At 64.3% G+C, this 18,883-nt stretch carries 17 protein-coding genes; 6 read left to right on the top strand and 11 right to left on the bottom strand.

The annotated features are described in order from the left end of the window. Window position 1: 1 nt before the first annotated feature. The 3 genes from C0481_RS02440 to C0481_RS02430 all read right to left on the bottom strand — a co-directional run bounded on the left by C0481_RS02440 (window position 2) and on the right by C0481_RS02430 (window position 3,343). Entirely contained in the window at window positions 2-2,380 is a 2,379-nt protein-coding gene (locus C0481_RS02440) for a glycosyltransferase (protein ID WP_293400359.1), read from the bottom strand. A gap of 13 nt (window positions 2,381-2,393) precedes the next feature. Beyond that, window positions 2,394-2,825, bottom strand: a complete 432-nt coding sequence (locus C0481_RS02435) for a hypothetical protein (protein ID WP_293400357.1) — start codon at window positions 2,823-2,825, stop codon at window positions 2,394-2,396. 146 nt (window positions 2,826-2,971) lie between these two features. Continuing rightward, a complete protein-coding gene (locus C0481_RS02430; protein ID WP_293400355.1) occupies window positions 2,972-3,343 on the bottom strand; it encodes a phosphomannose isomerase type II C-terminal cupin domain in 372 nt (123 codons plus the stop codon). 533 nt (window positions 3,344-3,876) lie between these two features. Between C0481_RS02430 and rffA the strand changes: the two genes are divergently transcribed. After that, entirely contained in the window at window positions 3,877-5,013 is a 1,137-nt protein-coding gene (gene rffA / locus C0481_RS02425; RefSeq protein ID WP_293400353.1) for a dTDP-4-amino-4,6-dideoxygalactose transaminase, read from the top strand. Between the two features lie 3 nt (window positions 5,014-5,016). Further along, the gene (locus tag C0481_RS02420) at window positions 5,017-5,877 is read left to right on the top strand and encodes a formyltransferase family protein (RefSeq protein WP_293400351.1); all 861 of its coding nucleotides are present in this window, start codon (window positions 5,017-5,019) and stop codon (window positions 5,875-5,877) included. 33 nt (window positions 5,878-5,910) lie between these two features. Here C0481_RS02420 and C0481_RS02415 read toward each other — a convergent pair whose 3' ends face one another. The 5 genes from C0481_RS02415 to C0481_RS02395 are packed head-to-tail and all read right to left on the bottom strand — an operon-like array spanning window position 5,911 to window position 11,259. Next, window positions 5,911-7,881, bottom strand: a complete 1,971-nt coding sequence (locus tag C0481_RS02415) for a glycosyltransferase (RefSeq protein ID WP_293400349.1) — start codon at window positions 7,879-7,881, stop codon at window positions 5,911-5,913. Then, entirely contained in the window at window positions 7,878-8,654 is a 777-nt protein-coding gene (locus C0481_RS02410) for a hypothetical protein (RefSeq protein ID WP_293400348.1), read from the bottom strand. The genes C0481_RS02415 and C0481_RS02410 overlap by 4 nt, the downstream gene beginning before the upstream one ends. Then, entirely contained in the window at window positions 8,651-9,538 is an 888-nt protein-coding gene (locus tag C0481_RS02405) for an NAD-dependent epimerase/dehydratase family protein (protein ID WP_293400346.1), read from the bottom strand. Before C0481_RS02405 ends, C0481_RS02410 begins: the two co-directional genes overlap by 4 nt. Beyond that, window positions 9,535-10,239 carry a sugar phosphate nucleotidyltransferase gene (locus C0481_RS02400; protein ID WP_293400557.1) on the bottom strand — a complete coding sequence of 235 codons (705 nt, stop codon included), beginning with the start codon at window positions 10,237-10,239 and terminating at the stop codon, window positions 9,535-9,537. The genes C0481_RS02405 and C0481_RS02400 overlap by 4 nt, the downstream gene beginning before the upstream one ends. Window positions 10,240-10,263: 24 nt before the next feature. Continuing rightward, a complete protein-coding gene (locus tag C0481_RS02395) occupies window positions 10,264-11,259 on the bottom strand; it encodes a GDP-mannose 4,6-dehydratase (RefSeq protein ID WP_293400344.1) in 996 nt (331 codons plus the stop codon). A gap of 69 nt (window positions 11,260-11,328) precedes the next feature. On the opposite strand from C0481_RS02395, the gene C0481_RS02390 reads away from it, so the two are divergent. The 3 genes from C0481_RS02390 to C0481_RS02380 all read left to right on the top strand — a co-directional run bounded on the left by C0481_RS02390 (window position 11,329) and on the right by C0481_RS02380 (window position 13,702). Next, a complete protein-coding gene (locus C0481_RS02390; protein ID WP_293400342.1) occupies window positions 11,329-11,502 on the top strand; it encodes a hypothetical protein in 174 nt (57 codons plus the stop codon). 86 nt (window positions 11,503-11,588) lie between these two features. Continuing rightward, complete coding sequence (locus tag C0481_RS02385) at window positions 11,589-12,977, top strand: hypothetical protein (protein ID WP_293400340.1); 1,389 nt, start codon at window positions 11,589-11,591, stop codon at window positions 12,975-12,977. Then, window positions 12,974-13,702: a glycosyltransferase family A protein gene (locus C0481_RS02380; RefSeq protein WP_293400338.1), complete on the top strand. Its 729-nt coding sequence runs from the start codon at window positions 12,974-12,976 to the stop codon at window positions 13,700-13,702. The genes C0481_RS02385 and C0481_RS02380 overlap by 4 nt, the downstream gene beginning before the upstream one ends. 115 nt (window positions 13,703-13,817) lie before the next feature. Here the strand turns inward: C0481_RS02380 and C0481_RS02375 are convergent, their stop codons facing one another. The 3 genes from C0481_RS02375 to C0481_RS02365 form a co-directional block, all read right to left on the bottom strand. Further along, entirely contained in the window at window positions 13,818-14,915 is a 1,098-nt protein-coding gene (locus tag C0481_RS02375; protein ID WP_293400336.1) for an acyltransferase, read from the bottom strand. A 214-nt stretch (window positions 14,916-15,129) separates the two neighbouring features. Continuing rightward, complete coding sequence (locus tag C0481_RS02370) at window positions 15,130-16,428, bottom strand: glycosyltransferase (protein WP_293400334.1); 1,299 nt, start codon at window positions 16,426-16,428, stop codon at window positions 15,130-15,132. Window positions 16,429-16,612: 184 nt separating this feature from the next. Continuing rightward, window positions 16,613-17,101 carry a helix-turn-helix domain-containing protein gene (locus C0481_RS02365; protein ID WP_293400332.1) on the bottom strand — a complete coding sequence of 163 codons (489 nt, stop codon included), beginning with the start codon at window positions 17,099-17,101 and terminating at the stop codon, window positions 16,613-16,615. Between the two features lie 776 nt (window positions 17,102-17,877). Here C0481_RS02365 and C0481_RS02360 point away from each other — a divergent pair. Continuing rightward, a complete protein-coding gene (locus C0481_RS02360; RefSeq protein WP_293400330.1) occupies window positions 17,878-18,765 on the top strand; it encodes a hypothetical protein in 888 nt (295 codons plus the stop codon). Window positions 18,766-18,883 lie beyond the last annotated feature (118 nt).

Here is an 18,883-nt window from a genome sequence, read left to right as displayed (position 1 = left end):
GTCAGTCTAGCTCGTAGTAGTCCGCGAACACGTCAGGGTACTTGGCCGCCGTGAATTCCGGACCGCGAGACGTAGGTGTTCTGAGGCCTGCAAGCGTGACCGCAACGCCGACCGGATCAAGCAGGAGATCTATCGGCATCACGTGCCCGAACTCGGCCTGGCGAATTCGATCGGCGATAGCGCCAAAGTCGAACGCCACCGGCATCCGCCCAGCGGCCATGGCGTCGCTGAGCGTATAGGAATAGGTCTCCGGCCAAACTGAAGCGAACCAAACGATGTCCGCATTGACCTCGTTCAACAGCCGCGCGCCGTCGCCTTCGCCATAGGGGCCGGTGACTTCGACCCCGAGGCTGCGAAGTTCTGCGTCTCGATCACTGTAGCCGACAAGCACGAAGTCGAGCGGCAGGTCATGGGCCCTGGCCGCGCGCACGACTTCGGCCAGCAGCATTGAGCCCTTATGGGGCCACAAGGCCCCAAGCAGTGCGACACGCCGACGATCGCCGTCAGCTGGCCTCACGCCACGATGGTTCGGGGGGGGCACCTCAGGATGGGGCCGAACGCTGAATTCGAGGCCCGGCAGGTAGCGGCTCATCCTTCGGGCGGCGTCCTCGCTCGGGACGAAGACCTTTCGAGCCTTTCGGAGCAGGCGTCCGTGACGGGCGCGCCACTCGGAGACATCGGGCCGGCCGAACGGAGACCCTGCATGGGCGATGCAGCTCTCGCAGGCTGAGAGATCCGGCTCGCCGCAATAGAGGCTGCTGCGGTCGATCATGGTGATACGTGGACACACGGCCATGTAGTCATGAAGCGTCACGTCGTAGCTGGCTCCCGCCTCAGATGGGAGCGAGGCGACGAAGTCGGACACTTGATCGCTATATCCCGCGAGGCTGTGCACGTGGACGTGCGAAACGCCGAGCGCGCCCAGATGGGCCGCCGCGAGTCCCAGGGGCCCTCCTGCGTGAAGGGTGGGGAGGTTGGGAAATTCAGCGTTCCCAAACACCTCAAGGACGATGGCCTCGGGATCGGATGGGGAAGGTCGCCCGATCAACGGCATGGCCCCGGCCTGCGCCGTCAGGCGGCACATGTCCTGGACGTGCCGTTCGGCGCCCCCGCCCCAGTTGTGGGTGATGAACAAAACGGCGCCGCGCGGCCGGCTAGTTAAAAGTTTCGCCGCACGCGCCATGTCGAGCGCGGTCCGGTAGGCAGAGGCCGGATCTGACCGGACGAAATCGCCGACGAGCTTGTTGTAGCCCGGATGTAGGCATTCCACCGTCTGGATGGCTGCCGACACCCGGGCGTTCTTGCTGTCGCCGAAGGACGAACCGCCATAGTGGCGGACAAAAATGTTCGGGGCCAGAACGCTCAGCCAGCCTCCCGCGGCGGCACGCCGGCAAAAGTCATTTTCCTCGCCATACCCCTTCCCGAAGTTCTCTTCATCGAAGAGGCCCACCTGGTTCAGGCAATCGCGGCGAATGTAGAGGCAGAAACCGACGCCGGTCGGGATCGGCAGAAGCTCCCCAGCATTCACCTCGGCCGCTAAGGCATCGAGTTCGGCGTCGCTGAGTTCCAGCTTCCAGCAATTGTCCTGCACGAAGTGCGGATAGCTGCAGATTTCGGCATTGTTGGAAAGGGGCGTCACCGTTCCAATCTGCGTGCGACCGTAGGCGGCCGTCTTGAGCCGGTCCAGCCAGTCGCCGAAAACCTCAGTGTCGGAGTTGAGTAGAACGACGTCTCGGTCCTCATGGAGGCTCATGGCCAGATTGCAGGCCCCCACGAACCCGAGGTTCTGGGGGGGGCGATGCAGCTCTATCAATCCCTTCGCCGCCAACTGCGTCAGCGCAGCGCTAAGGTCCGGTTCTGGACTGCAATCGTCGATCGCAATCAGCCGGAAGGGCGTGCGATGGGGCGATCTCAGGACGCTGAAGAGGCACCGCATCGTCTGATCAAGGTTGCGGAAGATCGGCACCACAACATCGACGACCGGCGTTCGCGGATCGGCGTCGCGTTCGGCCGCCAGCGCACGCCAATCGGCAGCGCTTGGTGCAGAGGGCTGCCCGACAAGCTCAAGGCCTTCTGCTTCGCGCCGAGCGGGCGGGATGGCCCGGCGCCCTTCGCTCCGGCCCATGAGCAGGTAGTGGAGGAGGGGGTTGAGACCGGCGGCTCTCACGTCCGGGTTGGATGCAAGGTAGTACAGGCCATCAAAGCCGAGGCCAGGATTGGAACTCTCCCAACCACAGAGCAGATAGTGCTCGATTGCGTCGGCCTCGGGCGCGAGATCTGGCCACGAGAGACGGTAATGGACGTCATCGAACAGGCCGCTTTCGGCGACCCTCCGCCAATCGTCGCCATCGCCACTTTGAATGTTCAATTCGTCCGCCATATCGCCAAGCAAGTCAGGCCCGACTGCCTTTCAGCCAGCGCAGCGGCCTAGTCAGCCGCCAGGAGGTGGATCTGCGGAGCGCGGTCAGTTCGGCGACGAGCTCGGCAATCGCGCGGTCCCTGGCCGCGATCTCTTCGGTTGCGCCAATCAGTCTCTCGTGTCCAGCGGCAAGCTCCTCCTGGTGCGCAGCGACAGCAAGCTCAACCTGTCGATTAGCCTCCTCGAGCTGTCGTACGAGGTTCTTGGCGCGAAACTCTGCGCGCTTGACGGAGGCCTGAGCCTCTTCCACTTCCCGCGCGATCTGGCGGCGCGCCGAGCGCTCGCTCTCTAGTTCCGCGAGCTGAGCAGACAGGATCTCGCGAAATTCGGCCAGCTGCGCCAGGAACATGCGCAGTTCTGCTTGTTCGCCCTCGGTAGGGGCGGTCGTGTTTGCGTTATCGCTCATGCGTACTCCCTGGCGCTTGCCCTAGCTGGCCGCCTGTCCGGTGTCGAGCGCGGCGCGCAGGCTGGGCGTACTGGGGTCTTAGAGCTGGAATGATGGGGCGCGGCCTTGGCCATGCGCAGCACAAGCGGCGGCAGAAATCGGACTGTCTATTCAGCCGTCGCGGGCACGCGTCCGAAGTCATCCATCAAACGCACGATATCGCCCTCGTCGAGGCGAGAACCAAATTGCACCTCGATGAGCACAAGGGGCAGGGATCCGGTGTTTGCGATCCGATGTCGGGCCAACTTGGGGATACGGAATTGGTCGCCAAGATCGGCTGTAAGGCGCGCGCCGTCCAGCTCGACTTCACCTTGTCCCGCCACAATGGTCCAGAGCTCCAGGCGATGATGGTGGAATTGAAGCGACAGCCTCTTGCCTGGATCGATGGTCACCCGTTTGACAGCGTAGTTTTCTCCCTTGACCAGAACTTCCCAAACGCCCCAGGGGCGATTGACAAGCTCTCCGGCGGAATAGGACATGGGATACTCGCATTTGGCTAGGTGATCGCCGTCAACGGCGCCGGCGCAAATGATCCCGGATTTCAAAATGGCGCAAGGATAGCGGGCGTAGCCGGAGCGAATATCTGGCGGGCGCACGACGCTGGGGCTGGGCAAAGGCGCTATGCCAGGCGCGCTGAACGCGGCTCGGCGGCGACGATGGACGACGCGGCAATGACGATGGTGAGAGTGAGGTCCCCCGACGTTTGGGGCTTGAGCCGGATTGGCCAAAAGTGCTGCCGGGCTTGGACGTCCGACGGGTGATAGAGCCGAATTTTCGATGAGATTGCATTTGAAGTCCGGCCTGGGCGCGCGGCCAGGCCGCGTGGGCGTCGGCGGGCCGCCTTGACGACGGCCATGCTCGGACCCTGGCGCCGGCCAGGGCCATGCACTAAACACTGAAGCTGGATCACCGCGTCGGGCTCAGGCCGCGTGCGACGACAGGCGGCAGGAAGAGCTGGCGACCGGCTCCTTGGCGCTTTTGGGGTGCGCTTAGGCCTAGAGAGAGTTCGCCGATGGACGTCTTGTTCAATGTACCTCCAGTCACCGGGCGTGAATTGGAGTACATCGGCGACGTTATCGCACGCCGTCATTTGTCTGGCGATGGCCACTACACCAAGCTGTGTCAGAATTGGTTGAGCGGCCAGGTCGGCGGCGGTGAAGTGCGTTTGACCCATTCCTGCACCGCGGCGCTCGAAATGGCGGCGCTTCTGGCGCGGCTCGAGCCTGGCGATGAAGTAATCATGCCGTCCTTCACGTTCGTCTCCACAGCCAATGCTTTCGTGCTGCGCGGCGCGGTCCCGGTGTTCGTCGATATCCGGAGCGACACCCTCAATCTCGACGAGACGCTCATCGAGCAAGCGATCACACCGCGCACCAAAGCCATCGTGGTCGTGCACTACGCGGGCGTCTGCTGTGAAATGGACCCCATCCAGGCGATCGCTGATCGTCACGGTCTGATGGTGATCGAGGACGCAGCCCAGGCGCTGTCGTCGCTCTACAAGGGGAGGCCGGCCGGCGGATTGTCGGCGATCTCCTGTTTCTCGTTTCATGAAACGAAGAATGTCGTGTCAGGCGAAGGCGGCGCTATCGCCGTCAACGACGAGGCGCTTGTGGAGCGCGCAGATATCATTCGCGAAAAGGGAACCAATCGCGTCGAGTTCCGACGGGGCGGAGTCGACAAATACACCTGGCTCGACGTGGGGTCGTCCTATCTGCCGAGCGAGATCAACGCCGCCTACCTTTGGGCGCAGCTTGAGAACGCCGACCGACTGACGGAAACGCGGCTGGCGATCTGGGACAGATACCACCACGCCTTCGAGGCCGCCGAACGCGAGGGACGCTTGAGGCGGCCGATCGTGCCTTCGCATTGCCGGCACAATGGACATCTGTATTACCTGTTGATGCGTGACCGCAGCGACCGGGACGCCCTGATCGGGTGGCTGGCGAAGCACCAGATACTGGCGCCCTTCCACTACATTCCCCTGCACACCGCTCCCGCGGGGCTGACCTATGGGCGCGCGAACGGCGACATGACGATGACGGATGCGACAAGCGCCCGATTGATCAGGCTTCCGCTGTTTGACGAACTCGGCGCAGCCCAAGACCGGGTCATCGATCGCGTGCTGGCCTATCTGGGGGAGGACGCTTAGCCGATGCTGGTCGCATGTGTCGTGGGCCTCAAGGGGGCGGTGTTCCTGGAAAGACTGCTGACGGCCGGCGTTCGCCCCGTAAAGGTCGTGACCTATGAACAACGCGATGACGCCTCGAGAAGCTGGGAGCGCATCAAGGAAATAGCGGCGTCCGCAGGCGTCGAGACGCTCTTCGACCGGCGTCCGGACGTCTCCGGCGCCGAGCTGATCTACGTCGTCGGTTGGCAGTATCTGATGGAGGATACTGGCCCGCATGTCGTGGTCTTCCACGACTCCCTGTTGCCGCGCTATCGCGGCTTCGCGCCGACCGTCGCCGCGCTCATTAATGGCGACGATGAGATCGGGGTGACCGCGCTTCAGCCTCGCAGCGACGTCGATAGTGGCCCCGTGTTCGGTCAGGCCTCGATCGAGGTTCGCCATCCCATGGCGATTGCAGCGGCTCTTGAGGCCCAGGCCTCGCTGATGGCGGACTTGGCGGTCGATCTGCATGCGCGATGGCGGGAGGGGCGATTGTCGGCCACGCCGCAGGACGAGCGACAGGCCAGTTACAGCATCTGGCGCGATGAGCAGGACTACAGGATCGATTGGTCGCAATCAGCGCAGGCGCTGGAACGCTTCGTCTACGCCGTCGGGACGCCCTATGGCGGCGCGCGCGCGCGCGCCGGCGACAGGGAAATCATCATCGATCGAGCCAGCGCCGTCGAAGACCTCCCGTTTGTGGCCCGCCACTCGGGCAAGATCTGGAGCCTGAACGATGGCGCGCCGCTGGTGATCTGCGGCGAAGGCATGCTGCGCCTCGACGCCTGTCGAACGCCAAACGGCGAGCCGTTCGCCTTCTCGCGCGTGAGAGTGCGGCTCAGTTAGAGCGCCGATCCTCGCCTTTTTTGGGCGCCGCCTCTAAAGCGCCTCGCAGACCTCGCTGGCACGTTCAAGATCGCCTTGCAGCGCCGCCATGTAATTGGCGAGCATGCGGTTTTGATCCAGCTTTCGCTCAGCAAAGGCCCGCGCCGCGGTGCGGTGCCGTGCTCGCCCGGGGTTGCGCGCAAAGGCGTCGATCAAGCGCGCGAATTGGTCGGTCTCCATCGGGCCGCAGAGCCACCCGTTGACGCCCTCTTCGATCAACTCGGGCAAGGCGCCGACGCGTGACGCCAGCACGGGCACGCCGAACGCAAGCGCCTCCATCACCACGACCGGCCGGCCGTCGAGGCGCGACGGCAGGACGAGCAGGTCGTACGAGCTCAGCCACGGCGCTACGTCAGGCACGTCGCCGACGACGGTGAAACGACCCGGCGCGAAGCGCGCCTCGGCGATCGCCTGTTCGACAAGATGATGTTGCGGGCCCGTCCCGGTCATGACGAACCGGATCGGCAGGCGGGGATCCGTGCGCCGGGCGATCTCGATAAAACCCAGGGGGTTCTTTTCTTCCGACCAACGACCGGAGAAGCCGACCACGATCTCATTGGGGCGCAGATGCAGCCCTCGACTGACTTCGGGGTCGCGCGAGCGCGGCGACAGCCGCGAGAGATCAACGCCGCTTTCAATCACCTTGATCCGAGCTTGCGCCTCGCCATGGGTGAGCAGCCAATCCTGAACCTCATTGTTTTCGACAATGGTCAGGTCGATCAGGTCTTTGCGTAAGCGGTTGTTCTGCGTGTGGCCGACCGTATTGAAGAGAAGGTCGATCACACGGAGGTTCGGGTAGCTGTTCCGGACCGACACCAGACGATCATAGGCGAACGCGCTTCCGACCACCCACAAGATGTCGACGCCGCGCGACTGAATAAGGTGGTCCAGAAACGCGTCCCATCGATCGCGCCGCAAGAACAGGGGAAGCTTGTAGATCTCGGCCGTGTGCTCTTCGAACCAGGCTGTCGTGTCGCCCTGGTCAGGGGAGGTGTCGATCGAAGTGAGGAGGATGACCCGCCAGCCACAGCTCGAGAGGTGCTTGACGATCGCGCTCAGCAGCCGCTCGGCGCCGCCGAGCACAAGCCAGGGCAAGGCGATAAGCACGACAGGCCCTTCAAGGCTGGGCGCCTGATAGGCGTCCGGACGGGGCGCGGGCACGCTCCGCCGTTCCTGCACCGCAAGCCGGCGCGAACGGTCGAACGCCGCCGGCGTCAGCACGTCCGCGTTCATCTCCCGGACCAGCTTGGCCTGCTGGTCCATGGGGTGGACGTCATCGCCGGTGCTCAGGCTGACGCCATGACTGCGATACAGCAGCAAGGGGTCACGCGGCATGTTGAGGAAACGGGCCCCATGGGCGGCCAGACGCATCCAGAAGGCCCAGTCCTCGTGGACATGGCCGCCCTTCGAGAAGTCGCGAACCCCGCCGGCGGCCTCCCAGAACGATTTCCGGAATAGCGCGCAGGTCAGCACGTGATTGCCGTGGATGAGCGCGTCGAGATCGGGCGCTTCCAGAATGTCGATGCGGTCCGATCGGTCGCCAAAGAACTGCATGGCCGACGAGACGACATCGATGCCGTAGGTCTCGGCGAGGAAAACCGCCTTCTCCACATAGGTGGGACGGAGCCGATCGTCGGCGTCCAGGCAGATGATGTATTTGCCCCGAGCGTTCTCGATCCCAAGGTTCCGATTGGCGCCGACCCGTGTCGCGGCGCCTTGAAACAGCAGCCGGGTGCGCGGGAAATCAAGCTGGACAACGCGCTCGCGGGACTCCGCCTGGCTTGAGCCGCCCTCCACGACGATCACCTCAAGATCGGTGAAGGTCTGCGCCAGCACGGACTCGATAGCCTGGTCGACGTAGTGGCCGTAGTTGAAGCAGGGAATGACGACGCTGACCAAGGGGGCGCTCGCGGGCCATTCGGTCAAATCGCGCGCCGGCGCAGCAGGAAGGTAGCTGTCGATCATTTTCCGAACTCGGGCGCCGCGGCGGCGGCGGCCCGAGCCTTGCGCCCGACTGACGGCGATTTGGCCTCCGCCTTCGCCGCGAACGGCATCAGCCGCGCAACGTTGGCGCGGTGGTCGGCGCGCGCAATCTCCAGATCGCGCTCAGCGCGACCCGCCCGGATCGTGGCCTCGGTCATTTGGCGTGAAGTCGCGGCGAGTTTCGCCTCAAGCGCAGCCGATTGCGCGAGATTCCATCGCCAAAGCGCCTGTACCCGGAGGAGGGCGTCGGGCGAGATCTCCTCTGCCGCGAGGTGCTGCAGCCCGTCGGCTGCGCCAATAGTCCCGCATTCCAAGGCGATCAGCGCTGCAGCGCCGGCCTCCAGCCCGGTCATATCCGAAAGGCGTGGAGCGGCGATCTGCGACAGAAGCGCCCGCACCGATCCGACTTTCTCAACGGCTTTGGTGGCGACGCCGAGCCAGAGCGGGCCAAGTTCGTCGAAGGGGGCGCTGCGGGGCACGGGCTGAGCGATCAGGCGCGCGGCGCCTGCCAGCTCGTGTACGCCTTCGCGCCCTAGGCCCGCCGACCACCCAATCGCCGAATGGACAATGACCAGCACCAATCCCTCGGATCGAACACTGAGCAAGGCGCCTGCGATTTCGCCCGCAAGGTCAGCCGGCGCGTGGTCGAAGCGGAGAGTTCGCAGGTATGCCCCGGCGCTGTTGTCGCCAAGTCCCCACGTTCGACCGACCAATTGAGTAAGGCGGGCGATCCAAGCTTCGTCGAGCCTGCTCACCTGGCGGCTTCCAGCATCTGGGGCAGAAGCGCGTCGAAATCGGGGGCGGCCGGCGCGAGGCCCAACGCCTCCAGCCGGTGGGTACATCCCACAAAGGTCGTCATTTCGCCGGGCCTCATCCTGCTCGCGACGGGTTCGATGACCGTCGGCTGGTTTACAAGCATTACCATCCGCTCGACCAATTCTCGAAGCAAGTAGGCGTGGCCGGAGCAGATGTTGACGACCTGTCCCAGGGCCTGGGGCGACTGGCCCACTTCCACGATGAGACGCGCAGCTTCGTCCACCGCGATGAAGTCGCGCCTCACGTCCAGGTTGCCGACCTGAAGGCTGGTCACGCCCGAGGCCAAGCGCGCGGCGAACGAGCCCAGCGCAAGATGTTCTGGCATCCCCGGCCCGACTGGATTGAACAGCCGCGCGACGACGATCGGCCACCCGCGGCGGGCGCGGCTCAGGCCCAGCTCGGTTTGGGCGAGCTTGCTCGCCCCGTAATCGGAAACCGGCGCGCAGTGATGGGTCTCGGGCACCGGCATGGCCGCCTCAGGAGCCTCGCCATACTCCGCCGCAGAGCCGACCAGCACGACGACCGGCCGTTCGGGAAGATCCTCCAGGCCGTCGAGCAGCTGGGCGGCGGGAAGGAGGTTCGCCGCGTAGAACTCCTGCGCGGCCTTGGCCTGCGTCCGACCGGCCAGATGAAAAATATAGTCTGGGCGAAAGGCGGCCAGGGCGGGGCGGAGCGATTGCGTACTCCAATCCGGAGCCAGCCCATGCGGTCCCTGGTCGGCCCGGCGACCCAGGAAACGCAAGTCCCAGCCTTGCATCCGCAGCTGCGCGACGAGGCTGCGTCCGACAAAGCCGCTCGCGCCCGTGACCACCGCCCGCTTCAAGTCGGGCTCCGCAGAAAGACCTTTGGATCCTTCTCGAACATCTCCTGCGCCAGCGCAAAGTCCTCCGGACGCCCGATATCGAGCCAGAAGCAGTCTTCGCTGTGACAGTAAACCTGCTCGCCGCTGGCCGCGAGCGCGCGCACGAGGTCGGGCATATCCAGATACTCGCCTGGAATGACGTGCTTACGCACGTCATCGGTGCGCAGAACATAGACGCCCATGCTGATCAGCTGACTGTACGACGGCTTCTCGCGATAACCGGTCATCATCATCTGGTCGTCGACCTCCAGAATGCCGAACTCGCTGCGCATCTCGCGCGCATAGGAGCCGATGGTCGCGGCCGCCCCGCGCTCCCTGTGCACGTCGATCATTCGGCGGAGGTCCAGGTTCGTCAGCAGATCGCCGTTCGTCAGCAGGAAGTTCTCCCCAAGACGGTCGAGCACGAGCCCCATCGGACCGGCCGTTCCGAGCGGGCGATCTTCGACGCTGTAGGAGATCTTCATGCCAAGGCGCGCGCCGTCGCCAAAGAAGGCCTCGATCAGATGCCGCAGGTGATTGACCGCAAGGATCACCTCCTCGACGCCGGCGTCCTTCAGCCGGCGCAGAAGGAGTTCCAGAATCGGCATGTCGCCGACGGGCATGAGCGGCTTGGGGAAGAGGGCCGAGTACGGCAGCAGCCGGGTGCCTTTGCCCCCGGCCATGACCAACGCTTTCATGATGTGACCTTAGACGGCGTACTCTTGGGGCTTGTAGAGGTGCAGGTTGTTGGACACGAAGTCGATCGTCTCACGAAGACCGTCGTCGAGCTCCACAACCGGGCGCCAGTTCATCAGCCGGGCCGCCTTGCTGTTATCCGAAACCAGCTTCATGACCTCGCTCTTGCTCGGGCGATCGCGGGCGCTGTCGTGCACGATGGGCTTGTCCATGCCCATCAACGCCAGGATGCGGGTCGCGAAATCGCCGATGCTGAAGGTGCTGCCTGTGCCGAGATTGATCGTCTCGCCTTCCAGGCCGGGCGTGGTGGCGGCCTTCAGGAATCCCGAGACGGTGTCCGACACGAAGGTCATGTCGCGTTGCGGGGTCAACGAACCCAGCTGAATCACATCGCGGGCCAGGGCCTGCGAGATGATCGTGGGAATGAAGGCGCGCGCCGACTGCCGCGGCCCGAAGGTGTTGAAGGGACGGACCGTAACCACGGGCGTCTCGAAGGAGCGATAGTAGCTTTCGGCGATCTTGTCCGCGGACAGCTTGCTCGCCGAGTAAGGCGATTGCCCCTGGAGAGGGTGATCCTCGTCGATAGGCGTGCGCAGCGCCGTGCCGTAGACTTCCGAGGTGCTAGTGTGCACGACCCGCTTGATCCCCGTGCGACGGGCCGCTTCCAAAACGTTCAGAGTCCCTTCGATGTTCGTCCGCAGATAGCTGCGCGGCGCGACGTACGAGTAGGGAATCGCGATCAGGGCCGCCAAATGGAACACGAGGTCCTGGCCCTCGACGATCCGCTGGACGAAATCGCCATCCTCGACATTTCCCGCCGCGATCGTGATGCGCTGGCGGATGTCGTCCGGCAAGAAGCCGATATTTCCGATACTTCCGAGGGCGTTGTAATGAGTCATGCAAGTCACTTGAGCGCCGCTCTTAACAAGCGCTTCAACCAAGTGACTGCCAATAAAGCCGCCGGCGCCTGTCACCAGTACTCGCGTCGATGCCAGATCGCACTCCATTCAGCTCGTCCTCTTATCCCTACAACACCTTTACCGCGCATCGCGCCGGGCAGCGCCTGGGTAACGGCTTTGCCCTTCGATGTCGACAGCCCCCGCGCCTTCGCCGCCCCGCAGGGCGAGGAGATCGCTCGCTCTTGCGCAGCCGCGCCGACCTGGCCGCACGCGGCGCATGACCCGCCGACGGCGGCGCGCGGGCACGGCTTGAACCGGCGGGGCATGCTGGCCATGGACCGCTCCACCTGATAGGCACATGCACTGACTGCAGACCGCGTCATCCGAGCGCGAGGGCGCTTTGATAGCGGTCGCGCCGGGGTGGGGGTTGTCGAATCTTGATCAGATTTGGATCGTTCGCGCGACGGGCTCGTCGGCGACTGCGCGGCCTCGTCGGCAGCGTCCTCAATCGGCCCGCAATACAATCCGAGAGCACCAAGGCGCAGCAGGCGTTCGATCCGCTCTTCTACTTGAAGACGAACGTCGATGTCGCCGAGGCGGGCGTCGATCCGTTCGTGCACTATTTCGAGACGGGATGGCGAGAGGGACGGCGGCCGAACCGCTACTTCGATCCACGATACTATCTAGAGACCTATCCAGACGTAGCGGAGGCCGGACTGGAGCCCTTCGCGCACTACATTGCGCATGGCGCTTCGGAAGGGCGCAATCCGAGCGAGGCCTTCGATACCCTGTGGTATTTGACGCGCCATCCGGACGTCGCTGAGAGCGGCCTCAACCCCTTGCTTCATTTCCTGGCCTTCGGGGAGGCGGAGGGGAGAGAGATAGGGCCTCGGACGGCGGCGGAGGAGGAGGAGGAGCTCGCGGGCGCGCCCGCGGACATCGCCGACCACGGCTTGGCCGCAGCCGAGGCGTGCCCGTTGCGGGATCCTCATGGCCCGAGTTTGGCGACGGCCGCGTCGGCCGCTGAGACCGTGCGGCGCTTTGCGACGACAGAGTTCGATCTGATGCGGCTGCAATCGCAGGACCTGACCGCCTTGCCGATCGTCCGCCCGACACAGGGCGGGCTCCCGATCGCTTGGGAAAAGCTGTACCTTGAGATGCACGGTCGACCCAGCCGCATAATATTGTGCGGCAGCTTTGCGAATAGCCCGGCCGCCGGGCGGATCGCCCGCGCCACGGCCGAACTGCATGGCGCAGACAGCCTTTTCGTATTGGCGACGGACGAAGCTGCTCCGCGACCGCCCGAAGGCCTTCCGCGCGGCGTCCGATGGCGCTCGCTCGCGGAATTCGGCGCGGATCTGGGAAGCTTTGATCGAAGCGCCCTGGTGACGGCCCTGCTCCATTGCGTCCAGCCCGAAGCCGTCATGGTCGTCGACAGCCTCGCCGGGTGGGAAAGCATGTATCTGAGGGGGGCTCCTCTCTCGAAGATGATGCGGCTCTACGGGGTGCTTGGCGCCGGGACGTCGACGGACGCGCACAGCGGCCGCGTCTTCCGCCGCTGCTTTCCGAGCATGTCGGCCTTTTACAGTGAAGATGAGCGGCAGTTGCGCTCGCTGGCCGATAGGTTCGGCGTCCCGGCCTCGGCATACGGCAGGCTGCGGTCCTTGCCGGCGCCTGCCAAGGCCCTGCACCGCCGCCCTGGTGAGATCGTTTCGGCGGACACCTTCGACGTCGAGGGCGAGAGCTGGCGTCTCTTCCTCAAGGCGCTGAGCGCGGACGGTGGATTTCTTGCCGCGGGCAGCGGCCGCGACGGAGGCGCCCAATGACCGAAATCTGCGCCATCATCAATGTGCATCGCGAAGGCTTGCTTGCGCATACATCCGTGCAGAGCGCTGTTCGCGCGGCGGACGCCGCGCGCGCGCACGGCATCTCAGTTGAGCTTCTTGTCGTCGCCGACTGTCCGGACCAGCCTACACGGGATTATGTGGAGGGTCTCGAGGCCCCTGGTTTGCGCGTGCTTACGACGGATGTCGACGATCTCGGATGCGCGCGAAACGTGGCTGTGCAGAGCACGTCCTGCGAGTACGTCGCGTTCTTGGACGGCGACGATCTATGGGCCCAGAACTGGCTCAAGGCCGCATACGCCTGCGCCACCCAGGATGATCGTCAGGTCATCTGGCACCCGGAGGGCAGCCTCTTCTTCGGTGAGGCGATCGATCCTTATTGGCTCATGCATCCGGACATGGACGATGACGCCTATGCCTGGCTGCGGCTCGCCTCCCAGAATCTTTGGACCTCGCTGGCTTTTGCGTCGAAGCGCTTGTTCGACGCCGTGCCCTATCGGCGGACCACGCTTGGGGAAGGCTTCGGCTTCGAAGATTGGGCGTGGAACGCCCAGACGATCTCGTTCGGAGCCGTGCACAAGATCGTTCCCGGCACCAGTCATCTGGTGCGGGTCAAGCCAAGCTCGCTTCTGAAGTCGACGGAAGCGAGCGGCGCGATGATGATCCCATCCGACCTGTTCCGTGACCGCCTCAAGCGCGTGACCTGACGCCGCGCGCTTGGGGCCCGAGCGGCCCCAAGACCTCTGGACCCAGGGCCGCCGCGGCCAGCTTTCGCCGAAAGCGCCAGATGCTCCCGTCCGAGCCGCCCACTCCGCCGGGCGCTCACTCGGCCGGCGATCGTCCCTGTTCGAGCGCGGAGCGCATGACGGGCCTTTGAAGCGCTCTCCAGCCGGCTTTGATCGCAGCGCGCGTCAGACGTTCGATCACGAGGTAGGACGCCGCGGCGATGGCGAGAGAGAGGGCCCAGACGATGAGCACCTGTACCCATGTGGGGAGCGCCCACGTCTTGCCGGAGTGCCACCGGAAGATCAGCTGATGGAAGAGGTAGAGTGAGTAGCTGATCTCGCCGAGGAAAGTCATCGGGCGCTTGGCCAGGACGCGCGACAGCCCCCCATCGAAGGCGGCGAGCACATAGATGAGCGCGACATAGAACGGCACGGGTCCGGTGACCTGGACGAAATAGGCCAGTCCGCCGGGCGGCATGCGCTGGGCAAGCTGTGTGAAGGCGACGTTTGCGACACATGCCAGGGCGAGAGCGCCCAACTGAAGGAGCGTGCTGTTCGGGCGCGTAGTTGGTTGCTTGAGGAAGGTCATGCCCGCAGCCACCCCGAGCGCGAAGGTGGGCAGATTGACCAGGGGATTGATGTAGCCGAGCCAGTTGGGGTCCAGCGACGGGAACTTCCGCTGAATAAGGTGCACCGCAACGGCCGCACCAATGAAGAGCAGGCCAGCGCGCAACCAGGTCTGCCGCGACAGCAGCACCAGCACTGCCGGAAAGGCGAGATAGAAGAAGAGCTCTACCGAGACGGACCACGCAGGCGCATTGAGCGAGTAGTAGGTCGCAAGGTTCGGCGACCATGCCTGCAACAGTAGGATGTTGAGGAGCGCATGGCGCTGATTGTCGGCCCCCTGAAGCAGGCTGATGCTATATGGCCAGAAAATGAAGAACAGGAACGCCACGGCGGCGATATGCGCAGGCCAGATCCGCGCGACGCGGGCCACGTAGAAGTCGATGGTCGAGGCATACTTTGGCGCGTTGATCGCCAGCACGAAACCTGAAAGCGCGAAGAACAACGGCACGGCGCCCGTCAGAGTGAACGCGGTGAACGTTCCTTCGGGGATCAAGTTGGGCATCTGGCTGTGCGTGAGCACGATGGCCGCGGCGGCAAAGAACCGAAGGCCGGTCAGAGAATTGATCATAGGTGGCGCCCCAGGAGGCGTTCGACTCAAGTGAACGCTACGCCTGCAACCGATGATGTCTCGCCGCAGCCACGTCAATCGCTCTGAGTAGCACCCCTCGGGCGCCGCCTTGTAGCCGCGCCGGAATACGTCAGGACCCGATCGCGTGGGCCGCCTGTTCGCCCGTCACGACAAACCTGCCATTGGCTCTGCTCTCGAGGCTGGTGGGCAGATCTCAGTCGGGCGTCCCCTTGAGGGGGGCCGCGGTGATTCCGCGGGACTCGGCCTGCTGCGCGAGCACCTCCTGCAGGGCGACGACGGATCTGTGCTCAGCTTCGAGCGCGGCTTCAAGCTTGTCGCCTCGCTCCTTCTGGGCGCCCGCTTCCGTCTTCCAGTTCTCGGCCTGTTGGGCGTGCCACGCCATCGCGGCCTCGAGCGCCTCGGTCGATTGTCGCTGGTCTCGAAGCATCGCCTCGACTTCGTCGTTCTGGGCCTTCTGCGCGCTGGCTTCCGCCTCCCAGTTGGCATGCTGCGCGGTCTGCCACTGAAGAGCTTCCTCGATCTGCGCCCAGCGGGCGGCGTCTCCCCTCTGAAGTTCAATCAGCCTGCGCCCGGTCGTCCGGCCAGTGTCGTCGTCGGCTCCCCCGTCCTCCAGAAAGCGGAGGTAATCGAGATAGGCGCCAGGATCGACGCCCCGCGCGAACAGGCCGGCGAGACGCTCGGCGCTCGCGGCCGGGAGCGCAAGGAATTGCGGATCGGCGAGCATCCAATTCAATGCCTTAGCGATCAAGACCGCCTCGCCCGCCGCCGACAGCAACGGCAGCAGCCTGCGCAGGAGCGCGTAACTGAGTTCGAGGAAGGTGGCCTTGGGGTCGCCATAGGTCAGACCCGCCGAATGCAGCCGATAGCTCGTCAAGCGTTCCGGAATGACGTGATAGCGGAAGCCGGCTTGCAGGCCCCGCGTCCAAAGGTCGTAATCGGGCGCGCGCAGCATGCCGATCTCGTTCGGGCCGACTTGCTCATGCAGCTGTCGGCGCATCATGGTCGACGAGCGCACCAACATGTTCTGCACCACCCACGCGGCGGGATCGTTGAAGTCGTAAACGCGATTGAGCATGCCCTCCATCAGCGCCGCCTGATCATGAGGCTGATCGTTTTCGTCGATCAGGTCGATGTAGCTTCCGACCACGCCAAGGGACGCGTCTGCGTCGAAGCAAGCGAGCTGCTTGGCGGTCTTCTCAGGGTGAATGTAGTCGTCAGTGTCTAAATTGACCAGGAAATCGCCCCGCGCATGGGCGATCGCCTCATTGTAGCGAGGGGTCAGCCCCAGGTTGTTGGGATGGGCGAACAGCCGAACTCGGGGATCATTATAACTATTGATGATATCAACGGAGTTATCGCTGGATCCATCATCTACAATAACGACCTCGTAATTTTCGGAAGTTTGCGAAAATATACTGTCGAGCGTTCGCCGAATGAAGCGAGCATTATTGTATGATAGAACAATAAAGGAGACCAGCGGCGACTGCAGCATGCAGGGTTCCGAAGCGAGACGTCAGCGCATTGCGCGGGGGAGCTCGGGCGGGGAGCGTCGAGGATGAGGTCCATAGTTACATGGCGTCATCGTGGCAACGCGCCAGCCCGCGGTTCGGCTGACCCGTCTCCGGGCTTAGGGGCATTCGAACCGCGCGAGCCGGACGGCGTCGACGCTCAAGGGCTCAGTTGGCCGACTTCAAGGCCCGCCACACCGTCATCCGCGACACGCCAAGTTGCTTTGCGATCTCCGTTGGCGTGCGGCCGATCCGCCGGAGATCACGAATGGCGTCTGGCCTGGTGCGCCGCAAAGGCTTTTCGGCCGGGGCGTCCGGCGAGAGCCCGAGCGCTGCACGCAGCGCATCGCCGGCCGGGCCTTGGCTTGAGAAGGGCGGCTCGAGAACTTCAAGGATCGCCTCGCATGCGTTCAGCCGATCGAGCAGCTGGAGCGTCGCGCGCGGCCCGCCAAGCGCGCCAAGGCGGCGAACGACCAGTCGGTCGTCGGGGGCCATGAAACTCAGGATCGCTTCAAGCCTTGCGCGCGGCGCTCCAACATCGAGATCCTCGCAGCGCACGACATTGCATCCCGCGTGCATGAGCGCCGCGATCGCCTCCGGATTCTGATCGTCCTTTGAAGGGTAGCCGATACGCAACATGTCGGGAGTGTTGAACAAGCTTCCAAAGTGCGGAGCGAGACGGGCTCAGCGGGCGAGAGAAGCCTAGCGATATATATTGAAGCTTCACTGTGCAAATCCGCAACCTCTTGCTCCGCAAGGCCAGGCGCCTCAGGGATTGGCTGATCGCATCGTTGGGCTGGCAAAGCAGACGCGCACATTACGGAGACGCGGGGCGCCGATGCGCAGCTGGAGCAAGCGGTTTGAAGTGCGGGCCGCGGCGCAAAGGTGGGCGGTGCTTGATCGCTTCACCGGGTGGCCGGCCCTGGTGGCAACGAGCCCCAGGACGACATGGACCATGAGGACGCGCTCGACGTCGCGGAGATGTTGGATGCGATGGCGCAGGACGGGCAATACTTCCGGGTGCGATAGCTGCGCCCCGCGCGGACCAGAGTCACACCGATGTGTAGCGCCCCGCGAGCATCACGCGCTGGGAGTGGAAGAAACCCTTTGCTGCGCGACCGTACGGCCCAGGTCGGCTTGCTCCTGGTGATCGATGGGCGTATTGCGGGCCGGGAACTACAGCTCGCGTGCGTATAGAGTAGTAAATGGAACGTATTATACTGCATGTTGGGCCCTCCAAGACCGGCACGACGGCTATTCAGGGGATGCTCGCCCGAAATAGAAAAGCTCTAGCAAGTTCCGGGGTTTGTTATCCGTCGGCGCCCGGAGAAGAAGGTGTCGAGGGGCACCCAACGCTTGCTTGGGAAATCCTGGAGCGACTGGGGCGCAAGACCGTAAGGCTTTCAAGCTCCTCCCTGAGCTGGGAGCAGGCCTTGCAACAGGTCGACGAGCTGGAAGCCCACACGCTCCTGATTTCGGCCGAAGACTTCAGCCTTGACGAGTTCGACGACGCGGCGCTCGCGTTGATCCGTGATGTCAGCGGCGCCCAGGAGTTCGTCGTCGTCTATGGGCTGCGAGACCCACGACGCCTCATCCCCTCCATGTGGCAGCAAGCCGTCAAATGGGGGTTGGGGAGGGGGGAGGAGCGCCTGGAATTAGCCGAGGCGTCGCCGGCGCTCATCGAACGCTACCGGCGCTCGTCCGAACTCTATCTCGGAGGCTCGACCGTAGCGCTCGCCGAGGCCACGCTGCGCCCGTTCATTGTTCCTGCATCCCACAACTCCGAGCTTTGTCACCGATTTCTGACCGCCGCCGGTCTAGATTCAGCGCCTCTCGACGCCCGGGAGCCTCGGGCCCGTACGAACGAGTCCATCGGTTACGCCCAACTGCGAGTGCTGTTGGAGTTGAACCGACTGGCGCCGATTGCGGTCGAGCCCCTTGATCAAGACGCGCTGCTGGCCCGAGAGTTCGTCATACGCCAGTTGCAGGAAACAGAGACCGCCGGGGGCGCCATTCCGATCGAGCCGAAGCTTGAAGCCAGGTTCGATGAGCTGCGGAGCTATTGGACGGGCCTCATTGAACGCCTGCCGGCGGTTGGCGACCTCGCCGATCTATGCACAAAGGCGAACGACGGCGGCATTGTCCCGACGAACAGCTTTCTGTCGGCCGAGGTCGTCCTGAGCGGCGCGCTCGTCCAGGCGGTCCGACGCGCCAACGAGGTCTCCGCCTACGCCGCCGAAGTGGCCGCCGCCCGCGACTGGTGGCGGGCCAAGGCTGACGACGCGGTTAGTCGGTTGGCTCAAGCTCGGGACCCCGGCTGAGCTCCGCCTTGAGGCTCCGATCGCGCACGTAGCCCCGGCGCGCCATGGGCGTTACGGCCCCTGCCGCGCCGGGGGAGCGCCTCAACCAGCCGATCGGAGCGCGGCCTCGACAACCCCG

Source organism: Phenylobacterium sp., from assembly GCF_013822795.1.
Taxonomy (GTDB): Bacteria; Pseudomonadota; Alphaproteobacteria; order Caulobacterales; family Caulobacteraceae; genus Phenylobacterium.
This window is presented reverse-complemented; position numbering and strand designations above follow the sequence as displayed.